13 protein-coding genes are annotated in these 19,426 nt (G+C 67.1%); 11 read left to right on the top strand and 2 right to left on the bottom strand.

The features are described 5' to 3' along the window. Positions 1-4: 4 nt before the first annotated feature. Positions 5-817, bottom strand: coding sequence for a YdiY family protein (locus FA90_RS06800; RefSeq protein ID WP_307170836.1), 813 nt, complete (start codon positions 815-817; stop codon positions 5-7). Between the two features lie 292 nt (positions 818-1,109). Between FA90_RS06800 and FA90_RS06795 the strand changes: the two genes are divergently transcribed. Beyond that, a complete protein-coding gene (locus FA90_RS06795; protein WP_036167222.1) occupies positions 1,110-1,742 on the top strand; it encodes a response regulator transcription factor in 633 nt (210 codons plus the stop codon). Positions 1,743-2,142: 400 nt separating this feature from the next. Beyond that, a complete protein-coding gene (locus FA90_RS24870; protein ID WP_051971518.1) occupies positions 2,143-4,815 on the top strand; it encodes an EAL domain-containing protein in 2,673 nt (890 codons plus the stop codon). 13 nt (positions 4,816-4,828) lie between these two features. Here the strand turns inward: FA90_RS24870 and FA90_RS06785 are convergent, their stop codons facing one another. Beyond that, a complete protein-coding gene (locus tag FA90_RS06785; protein ID WP_036167219.1) occupies positions 4,829-6,121 on the bottom strand; it encodes an NCS2 family permease in 1,293 nt (430 codons plus the stop codon). A gap of 342 nt (positions 6,122-6,463) precedes the next feature. Here FA90_RS06785 and uxaC point away from each other — a divergent pair, with 342 nt between their 5' ends. From uxaC to FA90_RS06740, 9 genes are all read left to right on the top strand, one after another. After that, positions 6,464-7,858 (top strand): glucuronate isomerase, encoded by a 1,395-nt coding sequence (gene uxaC, locus FA90_RS06780; RefSeq protein ID WP_036167216.1) that lies wholly within the window; start codon positions 6,464-6,466, stop codon positions 7,856-7,858. Between the two features lie 2 nt (positions 7,859-7,860). Continuing rightward, the gene (locus FA90_RS06775) at positions 7,861-9,459 is read left to right on the top strand and encodes a UxaA family hydrolase (RefSeq protein WP_036167214.1); all 1,599 of its coding nucleotides are present in this window, start codon (positions 7,861-7,863) and stop codon (positions 9,457-9,459) included. Further along, a complete protein-coding gene (locus FA90_RS06770; RefSeq protein WP_239700569.1) occupies positions 9,459-10,904 on the top strand; it encodes a tagaturonate reductase in 1,446 nt (481 codons plus the stop codon). Before FA90_RS06775 ends, FA90_RS06770 begins: the two co-directional genes overlap by 1 nt. A gap of 103 nt (positions 10,905-11,007) precedes the next feature. Further along, a complete protein-coding gene (locus FA90_RS06765; protein WP_036167211.1) occupies positions 11,008-12,306 on the top strand; it encodes an MFS transporter in 1,299 nt (432 codons plus the stop codon). A gap of 43 nt (positions 12,307-12,349) precedes the next feature. Further along, positions 12,350-13,636 carry a porin gene (locus FA90_RS06760; RefSeq protein WP_051971517.1) on the top strand — a complete coding sequence of 429 codons (1,287 nt, stop codon included), beginning with the start codon at positions 12,350-12,352 and terminating at the stop codon, positions 13,634-13,636. A 93-nt stretch (positions 13,637-13,729) separates the two neighbouring features. Continuing rightward, positions 13,730-15,817 carry a glycoside hydrolase family 28 protein gene (locus FA90_RS06755; RefSeq protein ID WP_373994632.1) on the top strand — a complete coding sequence of 696 codons (2,088 nt, stop codon included), beginning with the start codon at positions 13,730-13,732 and terminating at the stop codon, positions 15,815-15,817. Positions 15,818-15,904: 87 nt separating this feature from the next. Continuing rightward, positions 15,905-16,870 (top strand): sugar kinase, encoded by a 966-nt coding sequence (locus FA90_RS06750; RefSeq protein WP_036167206.1) that lies wholly within the window; start codon positions 15,905-15,907, stop codon positions 16,868-16,870. Positions 16,871-16,904: 34 nt separating this feature from the next. Beyond that, on the top strand, positions 16,905-17,612 hold the full coding sequence (locus FA90_RS06745) for a GntR family transcriptional regulator (protein WP_239700568.1): 708 nt from the start codon (positions 16,905-16,907) through the stop codon (positions 17,610-17,612). A gap of 141 nt (positions 17,613-17,753) precedes the next feature. Further along, positions 17,754-19,358, top strand: coding sequence for a methyl-accepting chemotaxis protein (locus FA90_RS06740; RefSeq protein WP_081933698.1), 1,605 nt, complete (start codon positions 17,754-17,756; stop codon positions 19,356-19,358). Positions 19,359-19,426 lie beyond the last annotated feature (68 nt).

The raw sequence follows: 19,426 nt of genomic DNA, 5'->3' as shown, positions 1-19,426 counted from the left end.
GCGCTCAGAAGGAATAGACCAGGGTCAGCGAGGTCTGGGTGTCGGTGTTTTTCTTGTCGACCGGGACATTGGTGTCGTTGCGCGCGCTGAAGGCCGCCTTCATCTGCATCGTCCCGTTGATCTTGGTGCTCAGCGAGGTCTCGGCGACCGTGTGCATGTTCGACGTGCCGCGTTCGACGTTGACGGTCTGGGCGAACTGGGCCGAAGGGCTGACACGCCAGCGCAGCTGGGCCGCACCGTGCACCGTCATGCCCGATTCCTCGCCGCCGGCCGCGTTCTCGCCGTGGAAGTAACCAGGACCGACTTCGACGTCGAGCGTCTTGTCCTCGCGCTTGAGCAGCTGGGTGCCGTAGCCGATCGCCAGCGTCGAGTAGCGCGTGTAGGCGCCGAACTTGTCGGCCACGTGCGAGCCGAGCAGGAAAGCGCGCTTGCCATCCTCGAGCAGCTTGTAGGCCGCCTTGGCCGACACCGAGTAGCGCTCCGCCGAACGGGTATTGGTATGGCTGCCGTCGGCGTTGATGACGTCGTCCTGCTTGAAATAGCCGCTGAAGATGTACTCGTTGCTCCAGTCGAGCAGTTCCTGGCGCGCGTCGATCTTGCCCGTTACCGAGGTGCCGGTGGTGTTGCCGGTGGTCGAGATCGCGCCCAATTCGGCCGAGGTGTACCAGCTGCTGCCTTCGGGCACGGCGACCTTCGGGGCTTGCGTGAAGTAAGAGGATTGCGGCGCGTTGTCGAGGACGTCCTCGGCGTCGCCCGCATGGGCCGCGCGGGCGACGCCGGCAGCGGCGAGCGCCGCGCAAAACATCAGAGATTTCATAGGCATCTGTACGGCTGCCGTCTGTCGCATGATGGCGAGGGACAGCCTGTCGTTCATGGATGATCCGCCTGCCATCGACGACCCGACTGGCGATCCGATCCGGCGGAGGCGCCATTGTAGCCCAAACTCCGTTGGCGCAGCCTTCCCTCACGTAAATTTACGAATTCGGGGCAAGTTGTCTAGATAATGTAATTGTTAATTCCCAATTCATTACGTTTGCAATGGTGGGGGAGGCATGACTAGAATGCGCCCTTTGCCGGACATACCGGCATGAATGTATGAGAGGATTAGTTTGATCCGGTTAGTCATCGCCGACGATCACGAATTGATCCGTGAAGGCATCAAGAAAATCGTCAGGCCCAACGCCGACCTAAAAATCGTCGGCGAAGCAGCAGACCTCAACCAGGCCCTGGCCTTGATCGCGCAAGTGCGCCCGGATGTGGCGGTGCTCGACATCAGCCTGCCGGACGCCGATGGCCTCGATGGCCTGGCCGCATTGCGCTACCATTTCCCGGCGCTGCGCGTCGTCATGCTCAGCATGCACCCGGAGCAGCGCTACGCGGCGGCGTCGCTGCGCGCCGGCGCCTTTGGCTACGTGCCCAAAGGCGTGGCCGCATCCGAACTGGTCGACGCGATACGCACCGCGGCGCGCGGCGAAACCTGGCTCAGTCCGCGCACCAGCGCCATCCTCGCCCACGGCGCGGCCGGCAACGTGCGCCACCTGGCCCATCACAGCCTGACACCGCGCGAACAGGAAATCGTCGCGCTGATCGGCGCCGGCTTGCAGATCAAGCAGGTTGCGGCCGAGCTCGGGATCAGCGTCAGCTCGGTCAACACTTACCGCAGCCGCATCTTCCGCAAGATGGGGCTTGCTTCGAACGCGGCGCTGATCCGTTACGCGGTTCAGCACGGGTTGGCGCGCTGACATGCCACGATGTTGACTTTTGCCAACAATGTAAATTTCTTAGCGTCATTAAATCTATGACGTTTTTGTGAGACCGGGTCAATATCGGGGCAGTGAAAACCGCATGGTTGCTCGATACATTCGTCAAATCTGTATGGGCGTGCCCCGTTCCGGGTCATGATTTCGTTAAGTCGGCGGGCGCGGCAGTAGCGTGCGTACATACAAATGCGCCACAATCCGGTATCGGCGCAATGCTGTCAAAGTGCTCATCCTGGCTATGATGGAAGCATGAAATCGGCCGGCGAGCGCGCTGCAACGGCCGTAACGCATCCATGGAGCCAGCGCGAGGGCGCGGCCTTGCCGGCCGCACCGACGCCTCATGACAATGACAACGAATCGTGACAGAACAGTTGTGCCGGGCATGCTTGACATTCTCGTGGTCGAGGACAGTCCCACCCAGGCCCAGCACTTGGTGCGGCTGCTCGCGGGCGAGCCGCTCTGGCGCACCCGCGTCGCCCCGGACGGCTTGCGTGCGCTGGACGCGGTGCGCGTGCGCCGTCCCGACCTGGTGATCAGCGACGTGGCGATGCCGGGCATGGACGGCTACACACTGTGCCGCACGCTGAAGGCGGAACCCGGCGCCGCCGCCTTGCCGGTGATGCTGCTCACCACCTTGAGCACGCTGGAAGACATCGTGCGCGCGCTCGAGGCGGGCGCCGACGGCTTCCTGTCCAAGCCCTACGATCCGCAGCAATTGCGCGAGCGCGTACGGCGCATGCTCGACGAACGTGCGCGCGGGGTGCCGGCAGGCGCGCTCGAATTCATGCCGGCCCAGCGGCGCCAGGTTCTCGACCTGCTGGTCTCGACCCATGACGCGGTGGTGCGCGCGAATGCCGAGCTGGCTGCTCAGCAGGACGGCCTGCGGCGCATGGTCGGTACGCTCGATCTGCTGGGCCGGGTGGCCGGCGCGCTGAACGTGGCCGCCAGCGAAGCCGCGGTGGCGCAAGCCGTGGTCGCCCACCTGCTGGAACTGCCGGCGCTGCGCGGCGCCGCCCTGTCCGGCGCCCGGCCCGACGGTGCGCTGCGGCTGGTGGCGGGCCAGGGCCTGGCGCCCGGGCCAGGCTGCCCGGATTGCACCCACTGCGGCGCGAACGGCAACCTGTGTCTGCCGCTGCAGGCCGGCGGACGGCGGGTCGGCATGCTGCACGTGGCGCCGGCCGGCACGGCGGCGCTGGCGCCCGAGCATAGCCGCCTGCTCGACGGCATCGCGGCCCAGGTCGCGGCCGCGCTCGCGCGCGTGGGCATGACGGCGCGCCTCGAAGCCTTGGTCGTCGAGCGCACCGAGGCGCTGCGCTCGGAGAAAAACCGGCTGTCGGCCGTGGTCGACACCGCCGGGGCGCTGGTACTGCTGGCCGATCCGGACGGCCGCATCGTGATGTTCAACAGGGCCTGCGAAGAGTCGCTCGGCTGGCCTGCCTGCGAGGCGATCGGCCGGCCAGCCTGGGAGGTGCTGCTGGGCGGCGCTGCCGAAGCTGACGAGGAGGGCGACGAAGGCCATGCCGTGCGCGCCGTGTTCGACGCCCTGCGCGCCGGCCGCGTGCCGCCCCAGCTGCATGGCCAATGGCGCACGCGCGATGGCCGCTTGCGCACGATCATGTGGACCAACACGGCCCTGACGCACGCCGACGGCAGCGTCGAATACCTGCTGGGCACCGGCATCGACGTCACCGAATTGCGCGGCGCCGAGGAGCGGGTGCGCTACATGAGCCAGTTCGACGCGCTCACCGGCCTGCCGAACCGCCTGCTGCTGCGCGACCGCGTGCGCCAGATGGAAAGCCAGGTTCAGGCCCGGATCGAGGCGCCGGCGCGGCCGGATGGCGTGGTGCTCGGCTTCATGCTGCTGCGCTTCGGCCGCATGCCCCTGATCCGCGAGGCGCTCGGACCGCTGGCCGAGCAGTCGGTGCTGCAGCAGGCCGCCCAGCGCCTGCGCGAGCAGGGCGGCAGCGATGCGGTCGGGCGCTTTTCCGAAGACGCGTTCGCGCTGGCGGCGCTGCGCCGCGACGGCGACGAGCTCGGCCAGCTGGCGCGGCGCATGCTGGCCGCCCTGGGCGCGCCTTACCTGTACGACGGCGAGGAGCTGCACCTCGATCCCAGCATCGGCATCGCGATCTACCCCAACGACGGCCCCGACTTCGAAAGCCTGGTGCGCGGCGCCGAGGCAGCCCTGCGCCTGACGTTCGAGAGCGTCGACCAGCGCTACGCCTTTTACCGGCCCGAACTGAACCGCGACGCAAACGATCGCTTCCGCCTGGAGACGGCGCTGCGGCGCGCGATCGAACGCGGCGAACTGGTCCTGTATTACCAGCCGCAGGTCGACCTGAACAGCGGACGCATCGTCGGCGCCGAAGCGCTGGTGCGCTGGCAACACCCGGAGCGCGGCCTGATCGCGCCGGGGACCTTCATCGCGCTGGCCGAGGAATCCGGCCTGATCATGCCGCTCGGCGAATGGGTGCTGGCGCGCGCCTGCGCCCAGCTGCGCGACTGGCAGGAAGCCGGCTTGCCGCTGGTGCCGATCTCGGTGAACCTGTCGGCGCTCCAGTTCTCGGAGCAGATCGTGGGGGCGCTGCGGCGTATCCTGGACGAGTGCGGGATCGACCCGGGCCTGATCGAGCTGGAGCTGACCGAGACCGCGTCGATGGCCGACGCCGGCCGTAGCTGCGAGCTGCTGGCGCAACTGAAGGCGATGGGCGTGCACCTGGCGATCGACGACTTCGGAACCGGCTATTCGAACCTGAACTACCTGAAGCGCTTCCCGGTCGACAAGCTCAAGCTCGACCAGTCGTTCGTGCGCGACATCCTCAACGACGGCGACGACCTGGCGATCTCGCGCGCGGTGGTGGCGATGGCGCACGGGCTGCGCCTGACGGTGGTGGCCGAAGGCGTCGAATGCGCCGGGCAGCTCGAACTGCTCGCCAGCCTGGGCTGCGACCTGGTGCAGGGCTATCTGTTCAGTCCACCCGTGCCGGCCGAGGCGTTCGCGCGGCTGCTGGTGGACGGGCCTTTGGGCCAGCGCGGCCCGAGGACGGCCTCTTGAAGCCGGCCGCCGCTCAGCTGCCGACGTAGATGAACTTGAACGTGAACAGCGCCGCGATCACCCAGATCACCGGCTTGACCTCGCGCGCGCGCCCGGTGGTGAGCTTGAGCGCCGCGTAGGTGATGAAACCGAAGGCGATGCCCTCGGCGATCGAGTAGGTGAACGGGATCACCAGCGCGGTGATCGCGGCCGGAACCGCCTCGGTGGTGTCGTCCCATTCGATCTCGCCGAGGTCGCGCAGCATCAGGCAGGCGACGAACAGCAGCGCCGGCGCGGTGGCGTAGGGCGGCACCACGCCGGCCAGCGGCGCGATGAACAGGCAGGCCAGGAACAGCACGGCCACCGTCAGTGCGGTCAAACCGGTGCGCCCGCCGGCCTGCACCCCGGCTGCGCTCTCGACGTAGGCGGTGGTGCTCGAGGTGCCGAGCAGGCTGCCGGCGACGATCGCGCCGCTGTCGGCCAGCAAGGCGCGGTTCAAGCGGTCCATTTTCCCTTCGACCAGCAGGCCGGCGCGCCCGGCCACGCCCATCAGCGTCCCGGTGGCGTCGAACAGCTCGACCAGGAAGAACACCAGCACCACGTTGAGGATCCCGACCGCCAGCGCGCTCTTGACGTCCAGCTGCATGAAGGTCGGGGCCAGCGAGGGCGGGCTCGAGACCAGGCCGTGGAACTGGTTCCCGCCGAAGAAGAAGCCGAGCACCGTGACGGCCACGATGCCGATCAGGATCGCGCCGCGCACGCGCAGGCGGTCGAGCGTCACGATCAGCAGGAAGCCGACGATGGCCAGGATCGCGCCCGGCTGGTGCAGGTCCCCGGCCTTGACCAGGGTCGGCTCGCTGGCGACCACGATGCCGGCGTTCTTCAGCGCGATCAGGGCCAGGAACATCCCCAGGCCGACCGTGATGGCCACCCGCAGCGAGCGCGGGATGCCGTCGACGATCATCGCGCGCAGGCCGAACAGCGAGGCCAGGATGAACAGGCAGCCCGACACGAACACCGCCCCCAGCGCCGCCTGCCACGGCAGCTTCATCCCCAGCACGACGGCGTAGGCGAAGTAAGCGTTCAGCCCCATGCCCGGCGCCATCGCGATCGGATAGTTGGCGTACAGCCCCATGACCGCGCTGCCCAGCGCGGCCACCAGGCAGGTGGCGACGAACACGGCTTCCTTCGGCATGCCGGCGTCGCCCAGGATCTGCGGATTCACGAAGATGATGTAAGCCATGGTCAGGAAGGTCGTCAGCCCGGCCAGCATTTCGGTGCGGACGTCGGTCCCGCTTTCGCGTAATTGAAACAGCTCGTCAAACATCGGGACTCCGTGAACGTCATGGTCGATGCCTGAAGAATAACACCGCGCGCCCCATGCGGCATCCGGCGCCGGGACCGCGCCCATAGGAAGGGCGCCAGTGCCGGCGGCGGTCCTACCGGTCTTCCAGGCACGGACACGGTCCCGTTTGGCGTGGCCCGCTTCGCTTTTCTTTTGGCCAGGATGCGCGCGCTTATGGCCGAGTTGCGTTTGCGTGATATCTAGCAACAGCCCAGCGTGACAAGCGGAAAAACTCCTTGCAGAACTAATATATTAGGCATACCATCCTGATATATCAGGCTAACCGCTGGGCTTGGCCGGCCACACACAAGGAGCAAAACGAGCATGACCGCCTTCATGGACCAGGATTTCCTTCTCACCACCGACGTCGCCAAGAAGCTGTACCACGAGGTGGCGGCCGAGCTGCCCGTGATCGATTACCACTCGCACCTGCAGCAGGGCGAAATCGCCGGGCGCAAGAAGTTCCGCAACATCGCCGAGCTGTGGCTGGGCGGCGACCACTACAAATGGCGCCTGATGCGCACCGCCGGCGTGCCGGAAGAGTTCTGCACCGGCGAGCGCTCGGACCGCGAGAAGTTCGACGCGTTCTGCCGCGTGCTGCCGCTGGCGATCGGCAATCCGATCTACCACTGGAGCCACCTGGAGCTGCGCCGCCTGTTCGGCATCGACCTGATCATCAACGAAAAGAACGCCGACGCGATCTGGGAGCAGGCCAACGCCAAGCTGGCCGCGATGGACACCTGGACCTTCCTGGAGCAGGCGAAGGTCGAAATCGCCTGCACCACCGACGACCCGGCCGACGACCTGCTGCAGCACGCGGAGATCGCCAAGTCGGAACTGAAGACGCGCGTGCTGCCGGCCTACCGCCCGGACAAGGCGATGCGCATCAATAACCCGGGCTTCGTCGAGTACGTGGCGCGCCTGGCCGACGTCTCGGGCGTGAAGATCGACTCGTTCGCTGCGCTCATGAGCGCCCTGGCCAACCGCGTCGGCTACTTCCACGAGCGCGGCGGCCGCATCTCCGACCACGCGATCGACATCACGCTGCCGACCGTGGCGGCGAGCGCCGAGCAGCTGGAAGCCTTCTTCGCCAAGCGCATGGCCGGCGAGCTGCTCTCCGATCTCGAGCAGGCCCAGTACCTGCGCGGCCTGCTGGAATCGGTCGGCAAGGTGTATGCCCGTTACGACTGGACCATGTGCTTCCACATCGGCGCGATGCGCAACAACAACCAGCGCATGCTCGAGACCCTGGGCCCGGACACCGGCTACGATTCGATCTCCGACATGACGACCTCGAACGGCCTGGTGGCCCTGCTGTCGGCGCTGGATGCCGACGACCAGCTGCCCAAGACGATGCTGTTCAACCTGAACCCGGCCATGAACGAAGTGCTGTCGACCATGATCGGCAACTTCCAGGACGGCAGCGTCGCCGGCAAGGTGCAGTTCGGTCCGGCCTGGTGGTTCAACGACCACAAGCTCGGCAACCTGAGCCAGATCCTGGCCTTCGCCAACCATTCGGTGCTGGGCGTGTTCGTCGGCATGGTGACCGATTCGCGCAGCTTCGCGTCCTACCCGCGCCACGACTACTTCCGCCGCCTGGTGTGCCGCCAGCTCGGCGAATGGGTCGAGGGCGGCGAGTACCCGAACGACTTCGAGGCCCTGGCCACGGTCGTGCGCGGCATCTGCTACGACAACGCCAAGAACTACTTCAAGCTCTGATCATGCAACGCGTAATCTGCATCCATCCGGACGACAGCATGCTGGTCGCCCTGGCCGACCTGAACCCGGGCGACGTCGTCACCTGGAACGACGAGAACATCCTGGTCTCCACACCTGTCAAGACCAAGCACAAGCTGGCCCGCCGCGCCTTCGCCGAGGGCGAAGTGATGAGCATGTACGGCGTCCCGGTCGGCAAGGCCACGCGCCCGATCCGGAAGGGCGAAGCGGTCACCACCGAGAACCTGGCGCACCATGCGGCCGAGGTCGAGATCGGCGAATCGGCACCGTACACCTGGACCCCGCCGGCGGTGGCAGACCTGCAGGGCGCCACTTTCGAGGGCGTGGTGCGCGCCGACGGCCGCGTCGGCACCGCCAACTACTGGCTGATTTTCCCGCTGGTGTTCTGCGAGAACCGCAACGTCGAGCATCTGCGCAACGCGCTCGAGCGTCCGCTCGGCTACGCCAGCGACGACCTGGCGTCGCTGACCTTCCAGCTGCTGGGCGAGGACATGGAGGCGCCCAAACCGGTGGTGCGTCCGTTCCCGAACCTGGACGGCGTCCGCGTGATCACCCACAACGGCGGCTGCGGCGGCACCCGCGCCGATGCGCGCTCGCTGTGCAAGGTGCTGTCGGCCTATGCCGACCACCCGAACGTGGCAGGCATCACCGTGTTCTCGCTGGGCTGCCAGAACGCCCAGATCGGCATGTTCAAGGACGCGCTGGCCAAGCAGAACCCGAACTTCGACAAACCCGTGCTGATCTATGAACAGCAGCAGTGGGACAGCGAAGACAAGATGATGAAGGCGGTCCTGCAGGACACGCTGGCGCACCTGAAGGACGCCAACAAGGTGCAACGCCGGCCGGTGCCGCTGTCGCACCTGAAGATCGGGGTGAAGTGCGGCGGTTCGGACGGATTCTCGGGCATCTCGGCCAACCCGGCCATGGGCTACGTCTCGGACATGGTCGTGGCCCTGGGCGGCTCGTCGATCCTGGCCGAGTTCCCGGAACTGTGCGGCGTCGAGGCCAACCTGATCGAGCGCTGCGTCGAGGACGACGACAAGCGCCGCTTCCTGGGCATGATGCGCGACTTCGAGCAGCGCGCGCTGGCGGTCGGCACCCACTTCGCCGACAACCCGAGCCCGGGCAACATCCGCGACGGCCTGATCACGGACGCGATGAAGTCGGCCGGTGCCGCCAAGAAGGGCGGCACCTCGCCGATCGTCTCAGTGCTGGACTACGGCGAGCAGACCGACAAGCCCGGCCTGGCACTGCTGTGCACCCCGGGCGGCGACGTCGAGTCGGTCACCGGCATCGTCGCCTCGGGCGCGAACGTGGTGCTGTTCTCGACCGGCCTGGGCACGCCGACCGGCAACCCGATCGTGCCGGTGCTGAAGATCTCGTCGAACAGCCGCGTCGCGGCCAAGCTGGCCGACATGATCGACTACGACTGCGGCCCGATCGTCGAAGGCAAGCCGCTGCCGGAAGTCGCGCGCGGCCTGCTCGACATGGTCGTCGCCACCGCCGGCGGCAAGTACAAATGCAAGGCCGACCGCCTGCAGCAGTACGACTTCATTTTCTGGAAGCGCGACATTTCGCTGTGATGAGCACCGTGACCGACATGCATGCACTGAAACGAAGCAGCCCGTTCGCGCTGCCGATCAAGATCCTCCAGTTCGGCCAGGGCAACTTCATGCGCGGCTTCTTCGACTGGCAGGTCGACCTGCTCAACGAGCGCACCGGCCTGGATGCCGGCGTGGTCATCGTGCGCCCGCGCGGCGGCGGCAAGGCCGCGCTGCTGGACGAGCAGGACGGCCTGTTCACCGTGCTGGTGCGCGGCCTGGACCAAGCCGGGCATGCGGTCAAGGACTACCGCACCGTCGAATGCGTACAGCGCGAGCTCGATCCGAACACGATGTATGCCGACTACCTCGCGCTGGCGGTGGCTCCGGACCTGCGTTTCGTGGTCTCGAACACCACGGAAGCCGGCATCGCGACGAATGACACCGACCGCTTCGAGGATGCGCCGCCGAGCAGCTTCCCGGCCAAGCTGACCCGGTTCCTGTTCCAGCGCTATCGCGCCTTCGAGGGCGCGCGCGACAAGGGGCTGGTGCTGCTGCCGTGCGAGCTGATCGACCAGAACGGCCCGGCGCTCAAGGGCGCGGTGCTGCACTTCGCCTCGCTGTGGCGGCTCGACGCCGGCTTCGCGCGCTGGATCGACGAGGCCAATACCTTCTGCTCGACGCTGGTCGACCGCATCGTCACCGGCTATCCGGCCGGCGACGAAGCCGAGATCCGGGCCGACCTGGGCTACCTCGACCCCTTCCTGGTCGCGGCCGAGTACTACCATCTGTTCGTGATCCAGGGCCCGGCCTGGGTCGGCGACGAACTGAAACTGGCGGGCAGCGGCCTGAACGTCGAGCTGGTCGACGACATCACCCCGTACAAGAAGCGCAAGGTCGGCATCCTCAACGGCGGCCACACCACGCTGGTGCCGGTCGCACTGCTGGCCGGCCTGGAAGCGGTGCGCGAGTCGGTCGAGGATGTGCAGGTGGGCGGTTTCCTGCGCAGCGCGATCGACGACGAGATCATCCCCGCGCTCGACATGGACCGCGGCGAGCTGGAAGCCTTCGCGGCCGACGTGCTGCGGCGCTTTCGCAACCCGGCGATCCACCACAAGCTGGCCTCGATCGCGCTCAACAGCTGGAGCAAGTTCGCCGCGCGCGTGCTGCCGCAACTGTTGCGCTACACCGAACGCCACGGCGGCGAGCTGCCGCGGCGCCTGGTCCTGGCCCTGGCCGCGACCATGGCCCTGTACCGCGGCGACGTCATCCCGCTGGCCGACGATCCGGCCACGCTGGCCTGGTTCCGGCAGGGCTGGGCCAGGGTCGACGCCGGCGCCTGGACCCTGGCCGAGCTGGTGTCCGGCTGGCTCGGCCACACGGCGCTGTGGGGCAGGGACCTGAACGCGGTCGCCGGCCTGGCCGATGCCGTCGGCGCCGACCTGGAGCGGATCCGCACGCAGGGGATGCGCGCGGCGCTCGGCTAGATACGCAACGCAACATCGATAGAGGCCGGCGGCGCATCCGCGCCCAACGGCCCGGACGGGCGCGCGCAGGCGTGTCCGCGCAAGCAACCTTGGAGGCTGAATTATGAACGGCAAAATGAAAGGCATGCGCTGGTGGATGGTCGGGCTGGTGACGCTCGGCCTGATCGTCAACTACCTGGCGCGCAACACCCTGTCGGTCGCCGCGCCGACCATGATGGCCGACCTGAACATGTCCACCAAGGAGTACTCGTACGTGGTGGTGGCGTGGCAGGTCTGCTACGCCCTGATGCAGCCGGTGGCCGGCTTCGTGCTGGATGCGATCGGCACCAAGATGGGCTCCGCCGTGTTTGCGCTGGCCTGGTCGCTGGCCTGCGCCTGCGCCGCCTTCGCGAAGGGCTGGCAGAGCATGGCGTTCTTCCGCGGCATGCTGGGCCTGACCGAGGCGGCCGGTATCCCGGCCGGCATCAAGGCCACGACCGAATGGTTCCCGGCGCGCGAACGCTCGGTGGCGATCGGCTGGTTCAACATCGGGTCCTCGATCGGCGCCCTGTGCGCGCCGCCGCTGGTGGTGTGGTGCATCCTGCACGCCGGCTGGCAGTGGTCGTTCGTGGTCGTGGGCGCGATCGGCATCGTCTGGACGCTGTGCTGGACGTTGTTCTACAAGCACCCGCGCGACCAGAAGCGCCTGAGCGAGGCCGAGCGCAGCTACATCCTGGCCGGCCAGGAAGCCAAGCACCAGGACGGCGCCGCCAAGGCGCCCTGGCGCGAGATCGTGCGCAGCCAGAATTTCTGGTCGATCGCGGTGCCGCGCTTCCTGTCCGAGCCGGCCTGGCAGACCTTCAACGCCTGGATCCCGCTGTACATGGCGACCGAGCGCCACATGGACCTGAAAGAAATTGCTGCTTTTGCATGGCTGCCGTTCCTGGCGGCGGACATCGGCTGCGTGCTGGGCGGCTATCTGTCGCCTTTTGTCCACAAGCATTTCCGCGTAACACTATTTAGTTCCAGAAAGTATGTCATGACGTTCGGTTCGCTGTGTATGATCGCCCCAGGGTGCATTGGCCTGGTGGCCAGCCCCTACACCGCGATCTTCCTCCTGTGCATCGGCGGCTTTGCGCACCAGACTCTCTCCGGGGCGCTGTACGCCATCACGTCCGACGTGTTCGGCAAGAACGAAGTGGCGACCGCGACCGGTCTTGCCGGCATGTCCGGCTACCTGGGCGCGACGCTGTTCACTCTGCTGTTCGGCGTCCTGGTCACGCACGTGGGCTATAGCCCGATGTTCGTCGTGCTGGCCGTGTTCGACGTGCTGGCGGCAGTCGTGGTGTGGATATTGGTGCGCGATAGCGGACCCCGTCCACCCTTGAACGTTGCTCCGTCCGCAGCGGCGGCGCAGTCCTGAGCAGGCATTTTCTGCTTTATTTGTTAAAAAAAGAGACCTTCCAATGACGTATTCCATCACTAGCAGGAAGACCATCCTGGCAGCGGCTGCGCTGGCTTTCCTGACGAGCGCCGCACAGGCGGAGACGACCAATTCGACCACCCTCGGCGAGCTCGCCAACATGAAGGTGGACACCCAGATCTACGGCTTCCTGAATGGCCAGATCGAGTCGGTGCAGGCGACCGGCGGCGCCACGCCGTACAGCACCCGCGGCCGTGTCTCCGACGGCAACTCGCGTATCGGCTTTCGCGGCAACATCGGCGTCACCGATGACATCAAGGGCGTGTGGCAGCTCGAGGGCGCACTCAACAACTTCGACGAAGGCGGCGTGAACACCCGCGGCCAGTCGCAGACGCTGAGCTCGCGCAACAGCTACGTCGGTATCGAAAGCGCCAAGTTCGGTACCTTTGTCATCGGTAACAACGACTCGGTGTACCGCAGCCTGATCGGCTCGGGCGGTGAGCTGGGCGGCAACCTCGGCCTGACCGTGCGCGGCCTGGACGTGTGGAACAACACCTCGGCCCAGATGTCGGGCAATGCCGACAGCGTGTTCTCGCGCGGCGAAGCACGCTACAAGAATTCGGCGCACTACCTGTCGCCGGTGTATTACGGCCTGCAGGTCGGCGCTTCCTACGGCTTCGACGAGACCCAGGACAGCAACACCAACCGCGCACGCTGGTCGGTGGCCGCCAAGTACACCTGGGGCCCGCTGTCGCTGGGCGTCGGCTACGACCGCCAGAACAGCACCGGCGTCAACACCGACATGCTGACCCAGGGCTTCGGCTTCCGCACCGGCGAAGTCGCCGGCGCCAAGACCGACTTCGCGAAGGTCGTGGGCGTCTACAAGCTGCCGACCCACACCACCATCGGCCTGGGCTTCGAGCAGGGCCGCTACGGCTACGAAGACGTGGCCGTGCCGAGCGCCGGCAGCTTCTATGCCGGCTCGACCTACGGCACCATGAAGCAGAACGCGGCCATGGCCTCGATCGCGCAAGACTTCGGCCGCGCGACCGTGATGGCGTCCTACGGCAAGCTGTACGACCTGAAGAACACCACCTTCGCCAACAACGGCGACTTCGGTGCGACCCAGTACTCGATCGGTGCGATCTTCAACCTGAACCGCTACCTCAGCCCGTACGTCTACTACACCAAGATCCGCAACCGCGCCCAGCAGAGCGTGAACCTGGGCCAGGCGCCGATTTACAGCAACGACATCGGCAAGAGCGACGCCTACCTGGCGCCGGGCGACAGCCCGCGCGCCTTCGGTATCGGCTTGATCGCACGCTTCTAATACAACCAGAAGAGACACCCGGAGAAGCAATCCATGAGTAAACAGATTCAGAAACTGGCCGGCGTCGCGAAAGACGTCCGCCTGGTCCTGCCGATGGCGGCGATCGCCGCCGCGCTGGCAGCCTGCGGTGGCGGCGGCGGCGGTTCGCCGCAAGCCGCGGTCGCCTACACTGCCGGCTCGGTCTACCAGGTCGGCACCACCTCGTACGACCCGGACCTGCCGCCGGAACCGACCCTGCCGAACGACACCCAGGTGTGCGCGACCCTGCAAGCGTCGAACAACCTGGTCAGCCGCCCGGACGGCTCGCTGCCGCCGGAAGCCGATCCGTCCAAGTCGGGCGTCGGCGTCGCGGTCGACAAGACCATGATCAACCCTGACCAGGCCCGCATCCAGGCCGCGCTGGACGCCTGCGGCGCGTCGGTCGATGCCGAAGTCGGCGCCAAGATCGCCGCCGCCGATGCCAGCGCGGTGGCGAGCCAGACCGCTGCCGCCAAGCCGAACGTCAACATCGCCGGCGTGTCGGGCGAGGAACTGGCCAAGCCGCAGTACAAGGCATCGAAGTTCGCGGTGCGCCTGGTGGTCAACTCGCAAGGCCCGGGCAATGGCTTCATCACCGGCCCGCTGACGCTGCCGTCGGGCGTGACCCTGTGGATCGACAAGGGCGTGACCATGTACGCGACACGCGACGTGACCGCGTTCTCGCCGAACCCGGCCGGCCCTTACTGCGGCAATACCGCGGTGTCGGCCACCAAGGCGGGTTCGTCGTCGAACTGCTCGGCGCTGATCAACGGTAACAACATGGTCAATTCGGCCGTGATGGGCGACGGCCGCATCGACAGCCGCGGCTATGCCGAGATCGTCACCAGCAACAAGCTGTACCCGCTGATGAAGGTCGACATGACCTGCTCGAACACCTACGTCAACTACGCCAAGGGCACCCAGGCCGCCGACGGCACCGCCTGCGACAACGGCGGCACCGTGGTCGACTCGAAGTCCTCGTCGCGCAACATGACGTGGTGGGACCTGGCCTACCTGGGCAACATGGTCCAGAACGGCACCACCGGCTACGGTTCGCAGTCGAACTTCCGCATGATGGTGTTCAACTACGCGAAGAACCTGACTCTGTACCGCATCACGCTCAACAACAGCACCAATTTCCACGTGGTGCCGAGCGGCGTCGATGGCCTGACCGTGTGGGGCGTGAAGGTGCAGACCCCGTCGCTGGCGGCGTTCGCCAACCCGGCCGGCAACGGTAACCCGCTGTACACCGGCGCCGTGTACAACGAAGACAACGTCAAGAACACCGACGCCTTCGACCCGGGTTCGGCTTCCAAGCCGACCTCGGTGGCGCTCGCCACCGGCTCGACCACCACGTCGGCACAGAAGATCGCCTTCGACGGCTACCTGAAGAACTTCGTGTTCGCCTATAACTACGTGTCGACCGGCGACGACGACATCGCGCTCAAGGGCAGCAGCAACCCGAGCCCGGCCGGTTCCGGCCTGCCTGGCATCGACGGCAACCGCGACGTCCGCGCCGACCGCAAGTACGGCATCGTGATCGCCCACAACCACATCTACTGGGGCCACGGCATCTCGGTCGGTTCGGAGACCAATGCCGGCGTGACGAACGTCCAGGTGTACGACAACTCGTTCCGCGACTCGGAAGAAGGCCTGCGCATCAAGTCGGACTATGCGCGCGGCGGCGAAGTCAGCAATGTTTTCTACAACAACATCTGCATCGAGAACGCCTCCAACGCACTGCTGTTCACGCCGTACTACAGCACCAAGGCCCTTCCGGCTGCGGGTCCGCTGTTCCCGAACTTCCACGACATCACGCTGAACAACGTGCGCATCCAGGGCTCGTCGGGCGTCAAACTGCAGGGCTTCCAGGCCAATAGCGGCGGCTTCGGCAACCCGCAGTACCCGCTGGTGATGACCATGAATAACGTGGTGGCGGATTCGCCGGACAGCATCAACCTGTTCACCTCGGACGCCAACCTGACGATCAAGGGCGTGAACCTGCCGCTGATCGCCGACGCGAACAACCGCAACGTGATCACCGGCACCCCGACCAAGGCGGTCGACCCGTCCAAGGTGGTGGACTGCTCGAAGGCCTATGTCGACTTCCCGGCCATCGGCGCTTCCAACTACTTCGGTTCGACCTGGGATTCGAATCACTGATCCCCGAGCCGCAATCGAAAGCCCCGTCTGCCCACCGGCGGCGGGGCTTTTTTACGGATAAAATTCGCGAAACACAAAGGAAAATCGATGCAATCCCAACCACAGACGGTCTACGCGATCGGCGAATGCATGATCGAGCTGCAGCGCAGCCCCGGCCTCGATGGCGCCATGGATTACCGCTTCGGCGGCGACACGCTCAACGCCGCGGTCTACATGGCGCGCCTGCTCGACCCGGCGCGCGCGCGCGTGGCCTACGTCACCGGCCTCGGCGCGGACGGCATGTCGGCCGAGATGCTGGCCAGCTGGGAACGCGAAGGCATCGATACGGCCTGCGTGCAGCGCCTGCCCGACCGCCTGCCGGGCATCTACATGATCGAGACCGAACCGTCGGGCGAGCGGCGCTTCCATTACTGGCGCCGCGATTCAGCCGCCAGGCACTGGCTCGACGCGCCCGCGGCCGGCCAGGTGCTGCTGCAACTGGCGCGCGCGCGCATGGTCTACCTGTCCGGCATCAGCCTGGCGATCCTGGCGCCGTCCGACCGGGAGCGGCTGATCGCCGCGCTGGCCGAGTGCCGCGCCGGCGGCGGCAGCGTGGTGTTCGACAACAACTACCGGCCGCGCCTGTGGGAAAGCGCCGACCTGGCGCGCGCGGTCTACGGCCGCGTGCTGGCCCACACCGACATCGCCCTGCTGACGCTGGACGACGAGCAGGCGCTCTATGGCGAGCACACGGCGCAGGCCGCGGTCGAGCGCACGCGCGCGCAAGGGGTGAGGGAAGTGGTGGTCAAATGCGGCGCCGAGCCGGCGGTCGTGTGGGCCGAAGGCGCGCTGCACGAGATCGCGCCGGCAAGGGTCGACGACGTGGTCGACACCACCGCCGCCGGCGACTCGTTCGGCGCGGCCTACATGGCGGCGCGCCTGGCGGGCAAGGATCCGGCCGCGGCCGCGCGCGATGGCCACCTGCTGGCCGGCGCCGTGATCCGCCGCCGCGGCGCGATCATCGGGCGCGAGTTCATGCCGGCGCAGTTGTTGCCCGCGGCATCGAGGCCTTGACACGAAAGCGCCAAGTTTCGTTACACTTTCGTCCATGAATACGCCGACACCCCCTCAATCCGTCACCGAAAACAGCCTGAGCGCCGCGCGCCGCGTCTACCTGGCGCTGCGCCAGCGCATCGTCGGCATGGACATGCTGCCCGGCACGCGCGTGGTCGAGCGTGACATCGCCGAGGAATTCGGCACCAGCCGCACGCCGGTGCACGAAGCCGTGCAGCGCCTGGCCGACGAAGGCCTGATCGAGGTGATTCCGCGCTCGGGCACGTTCGTCGCCCGCATCCCGCTCGACGCGCTCGAAGAAGCCAACCTGGTGCGCCACGCGCTCGAGCTGGCGATCATCGAGAAGGCCGCGACGCGCGCCACGCCCGAGGACGCCGTGCGCCTGCACGCGATCCTGCAGGAGCAGGCGGTGGCGATCGCCGCCAGCGACTTCCACGCGTTCCACCGCACCGACGAGCAGTTCCACGCGGCCCTGGCCTCGATGTCCGGCTGCCCCGGCGTGTGGCCGATCATCCAGCAGGCCAAGACGCAGATGGACCGCTACCGCCAGCTGACCCTGCCTTTGGCCGGCCGCATGGCCGGCGTGCTCGAAGAACACCGGGCGGTGGTGGCGGCGATCGAGGCCCGGGATCCGGCCCGCGCGGCCGGCGCAATGCGCGAACACCTCGATCACGTGATGCCCGTGTTGGAAATAACACGCAAGTTGCGCCCGGATTTCTTCATTTCCCACCTCGATGATTGAAGCGTACGGTAGAATTGCTTCACGTCAATATATATTCTCCCGTGCGTCCGGACGCGCCTCATGCACGGCCGTCCGCCGGCTGACCGCTGATCCGTCCGCCGTACGATGACCAACGATTCACTACCTGAGCCGTCATCATTCATGAAAGTTTCGACCCGTCTCCTCCTTCTCGTCGGCGCCGCCGTCGTTGCACTGGCTTCGCTGGGCACGCTCGGCCTGAGCACCCTGCATCGCGCCATGCTCGACGACCGCGAAGCGCAGATCACCAACATGCTGATCCAGGCCGAACACCTGGTTGCCCACTACAACGACGAGCAGAAGCAAGGGCGCTTGAGCGAAGCGCAGGCGCAAGCCGCCGCCAAGGAGGCGCTTACCCAGCTCAACAACGATGGCAAGAGCTATTTCTGGGTACGCCTGCCGAACGGCCTGAACCTGGTGCACCCGAAGGCCGAGAACGTCGGCAAGGTGGCCCAGGGCGAGACGATGGACGGCCGCCCGGACGGCCTCGCCTTCGAGGAAGCCCTGGCCAAGTCGCGCGTCGCGCTGCTGGCCACCAAGGCCAAGCATCCGAAGACCGGCGCCCTGGTGCCCAAGCTGAACGGCGTGATCGCGTTCCAGCCCTGGGGCTGGTGGATCGGCACGGGCTTCTTCAACGACGACATCGACGACGTGTTCTACGCCTCGGCCACCCGCTTCATGCTGGTGTTCGCGCTCGCGCTGGTCACCATCGCCGGTCTTGGCTGGGCACTGGTGCGCAGCATCGGCCGCGCGCTCGGCGCCGACCCGGCGGAAGCGGCCGAGATCACGCGCCGCATCGCCGGCAAGGACCTGTCGCAGCCGGTCCCGCTGGACGGCGTGCATAAGGACAGCCTGCTGGGCGCGATCGCGCGCATGCAGGACGAACTGGCCGGCACCGTGCGCCGCATCCGTAACCACGCCGCGACCATCGCCGAGGCGTCGGACCAGATCGCCGCCGGCAACCTCGACCTGTCGGGCCGCACCGAATCGCAGGCCAGCGCGCTCGAACAAACCGCCGCTGCGATGGAAGAACTGACCGGCACCGTGCGCCAGAACGCCGAACATGCCCAGCGCGCCGACGCGCTGGCGCGACGCGCGTCGAGCACCGCCGAGGGCGGCGGCGCCGTGATGGCCGACGTGGTGCGTTCGATGGGGGCGATCGAAGTCTCGTCCAAGCGCATCGCCGACATCATCGGCGTGATCGACGGCATCGCCTTCCAGACCAACATCCTGGCCTTGAACGCCGCGGTGGAAGCGGCGCGCGCCGGCGAGCAGGGCAGGGGCTTCGCGGTCGTGGCCGGCGAGGTGCGCACGCTGGCCCAGCGCTCGGCCAGCGCCGCAAGCGAGATCAAGGCCCTGATCGGCGCCTCGGTGACCGAAGTCGGCAACGGCAGCCGCCTGGTCGACCAGGCCGGCGCGGCGATGGCGGGGATCGTCAACGAGATCCGCGAGGTCAGCGTGATCATCGGCGAGATCTCGAGCGCCGGCGGCGAGCAGACCCAGGGCATCGACCAGGTCAACCAAGCGATCATCGGCATGGACGACGTGACCCAGCAGAACGCCGCGCTGGTCGAGGAGGCGGCGGCCAGCGCCCAGTCGCTGCGCGAGTTGGCGGCCGAACTGGCCCAGCTGGTGGCGCAATTCCAGCTGGACGGCGTCGCGCGCAACGCGCACACGCCGGCGCGCGCGGGCGCGGCGCGCGAGCCGCAGCTGCAGCTGGCGGCTTGAGCCCTCCGGGGCGGCGCAGGCGGCCGCCCCGTCCGGACGTGCACCGGGTAAACGAACGCTGCACCAGC

Origin of the sequence: Massilia sp. 9096 (assembly GCF_000745265.1) — a bacterium.
Taxonomy (GTDB): Bacteria; Pseudomonadota; Gammaproteobacteria; order Burkholderiales; family Burkholderiaceae_D; genus Telluria.
This window is presented reverse-complemented; position numbering and strand designations above follow the sequence as displayed.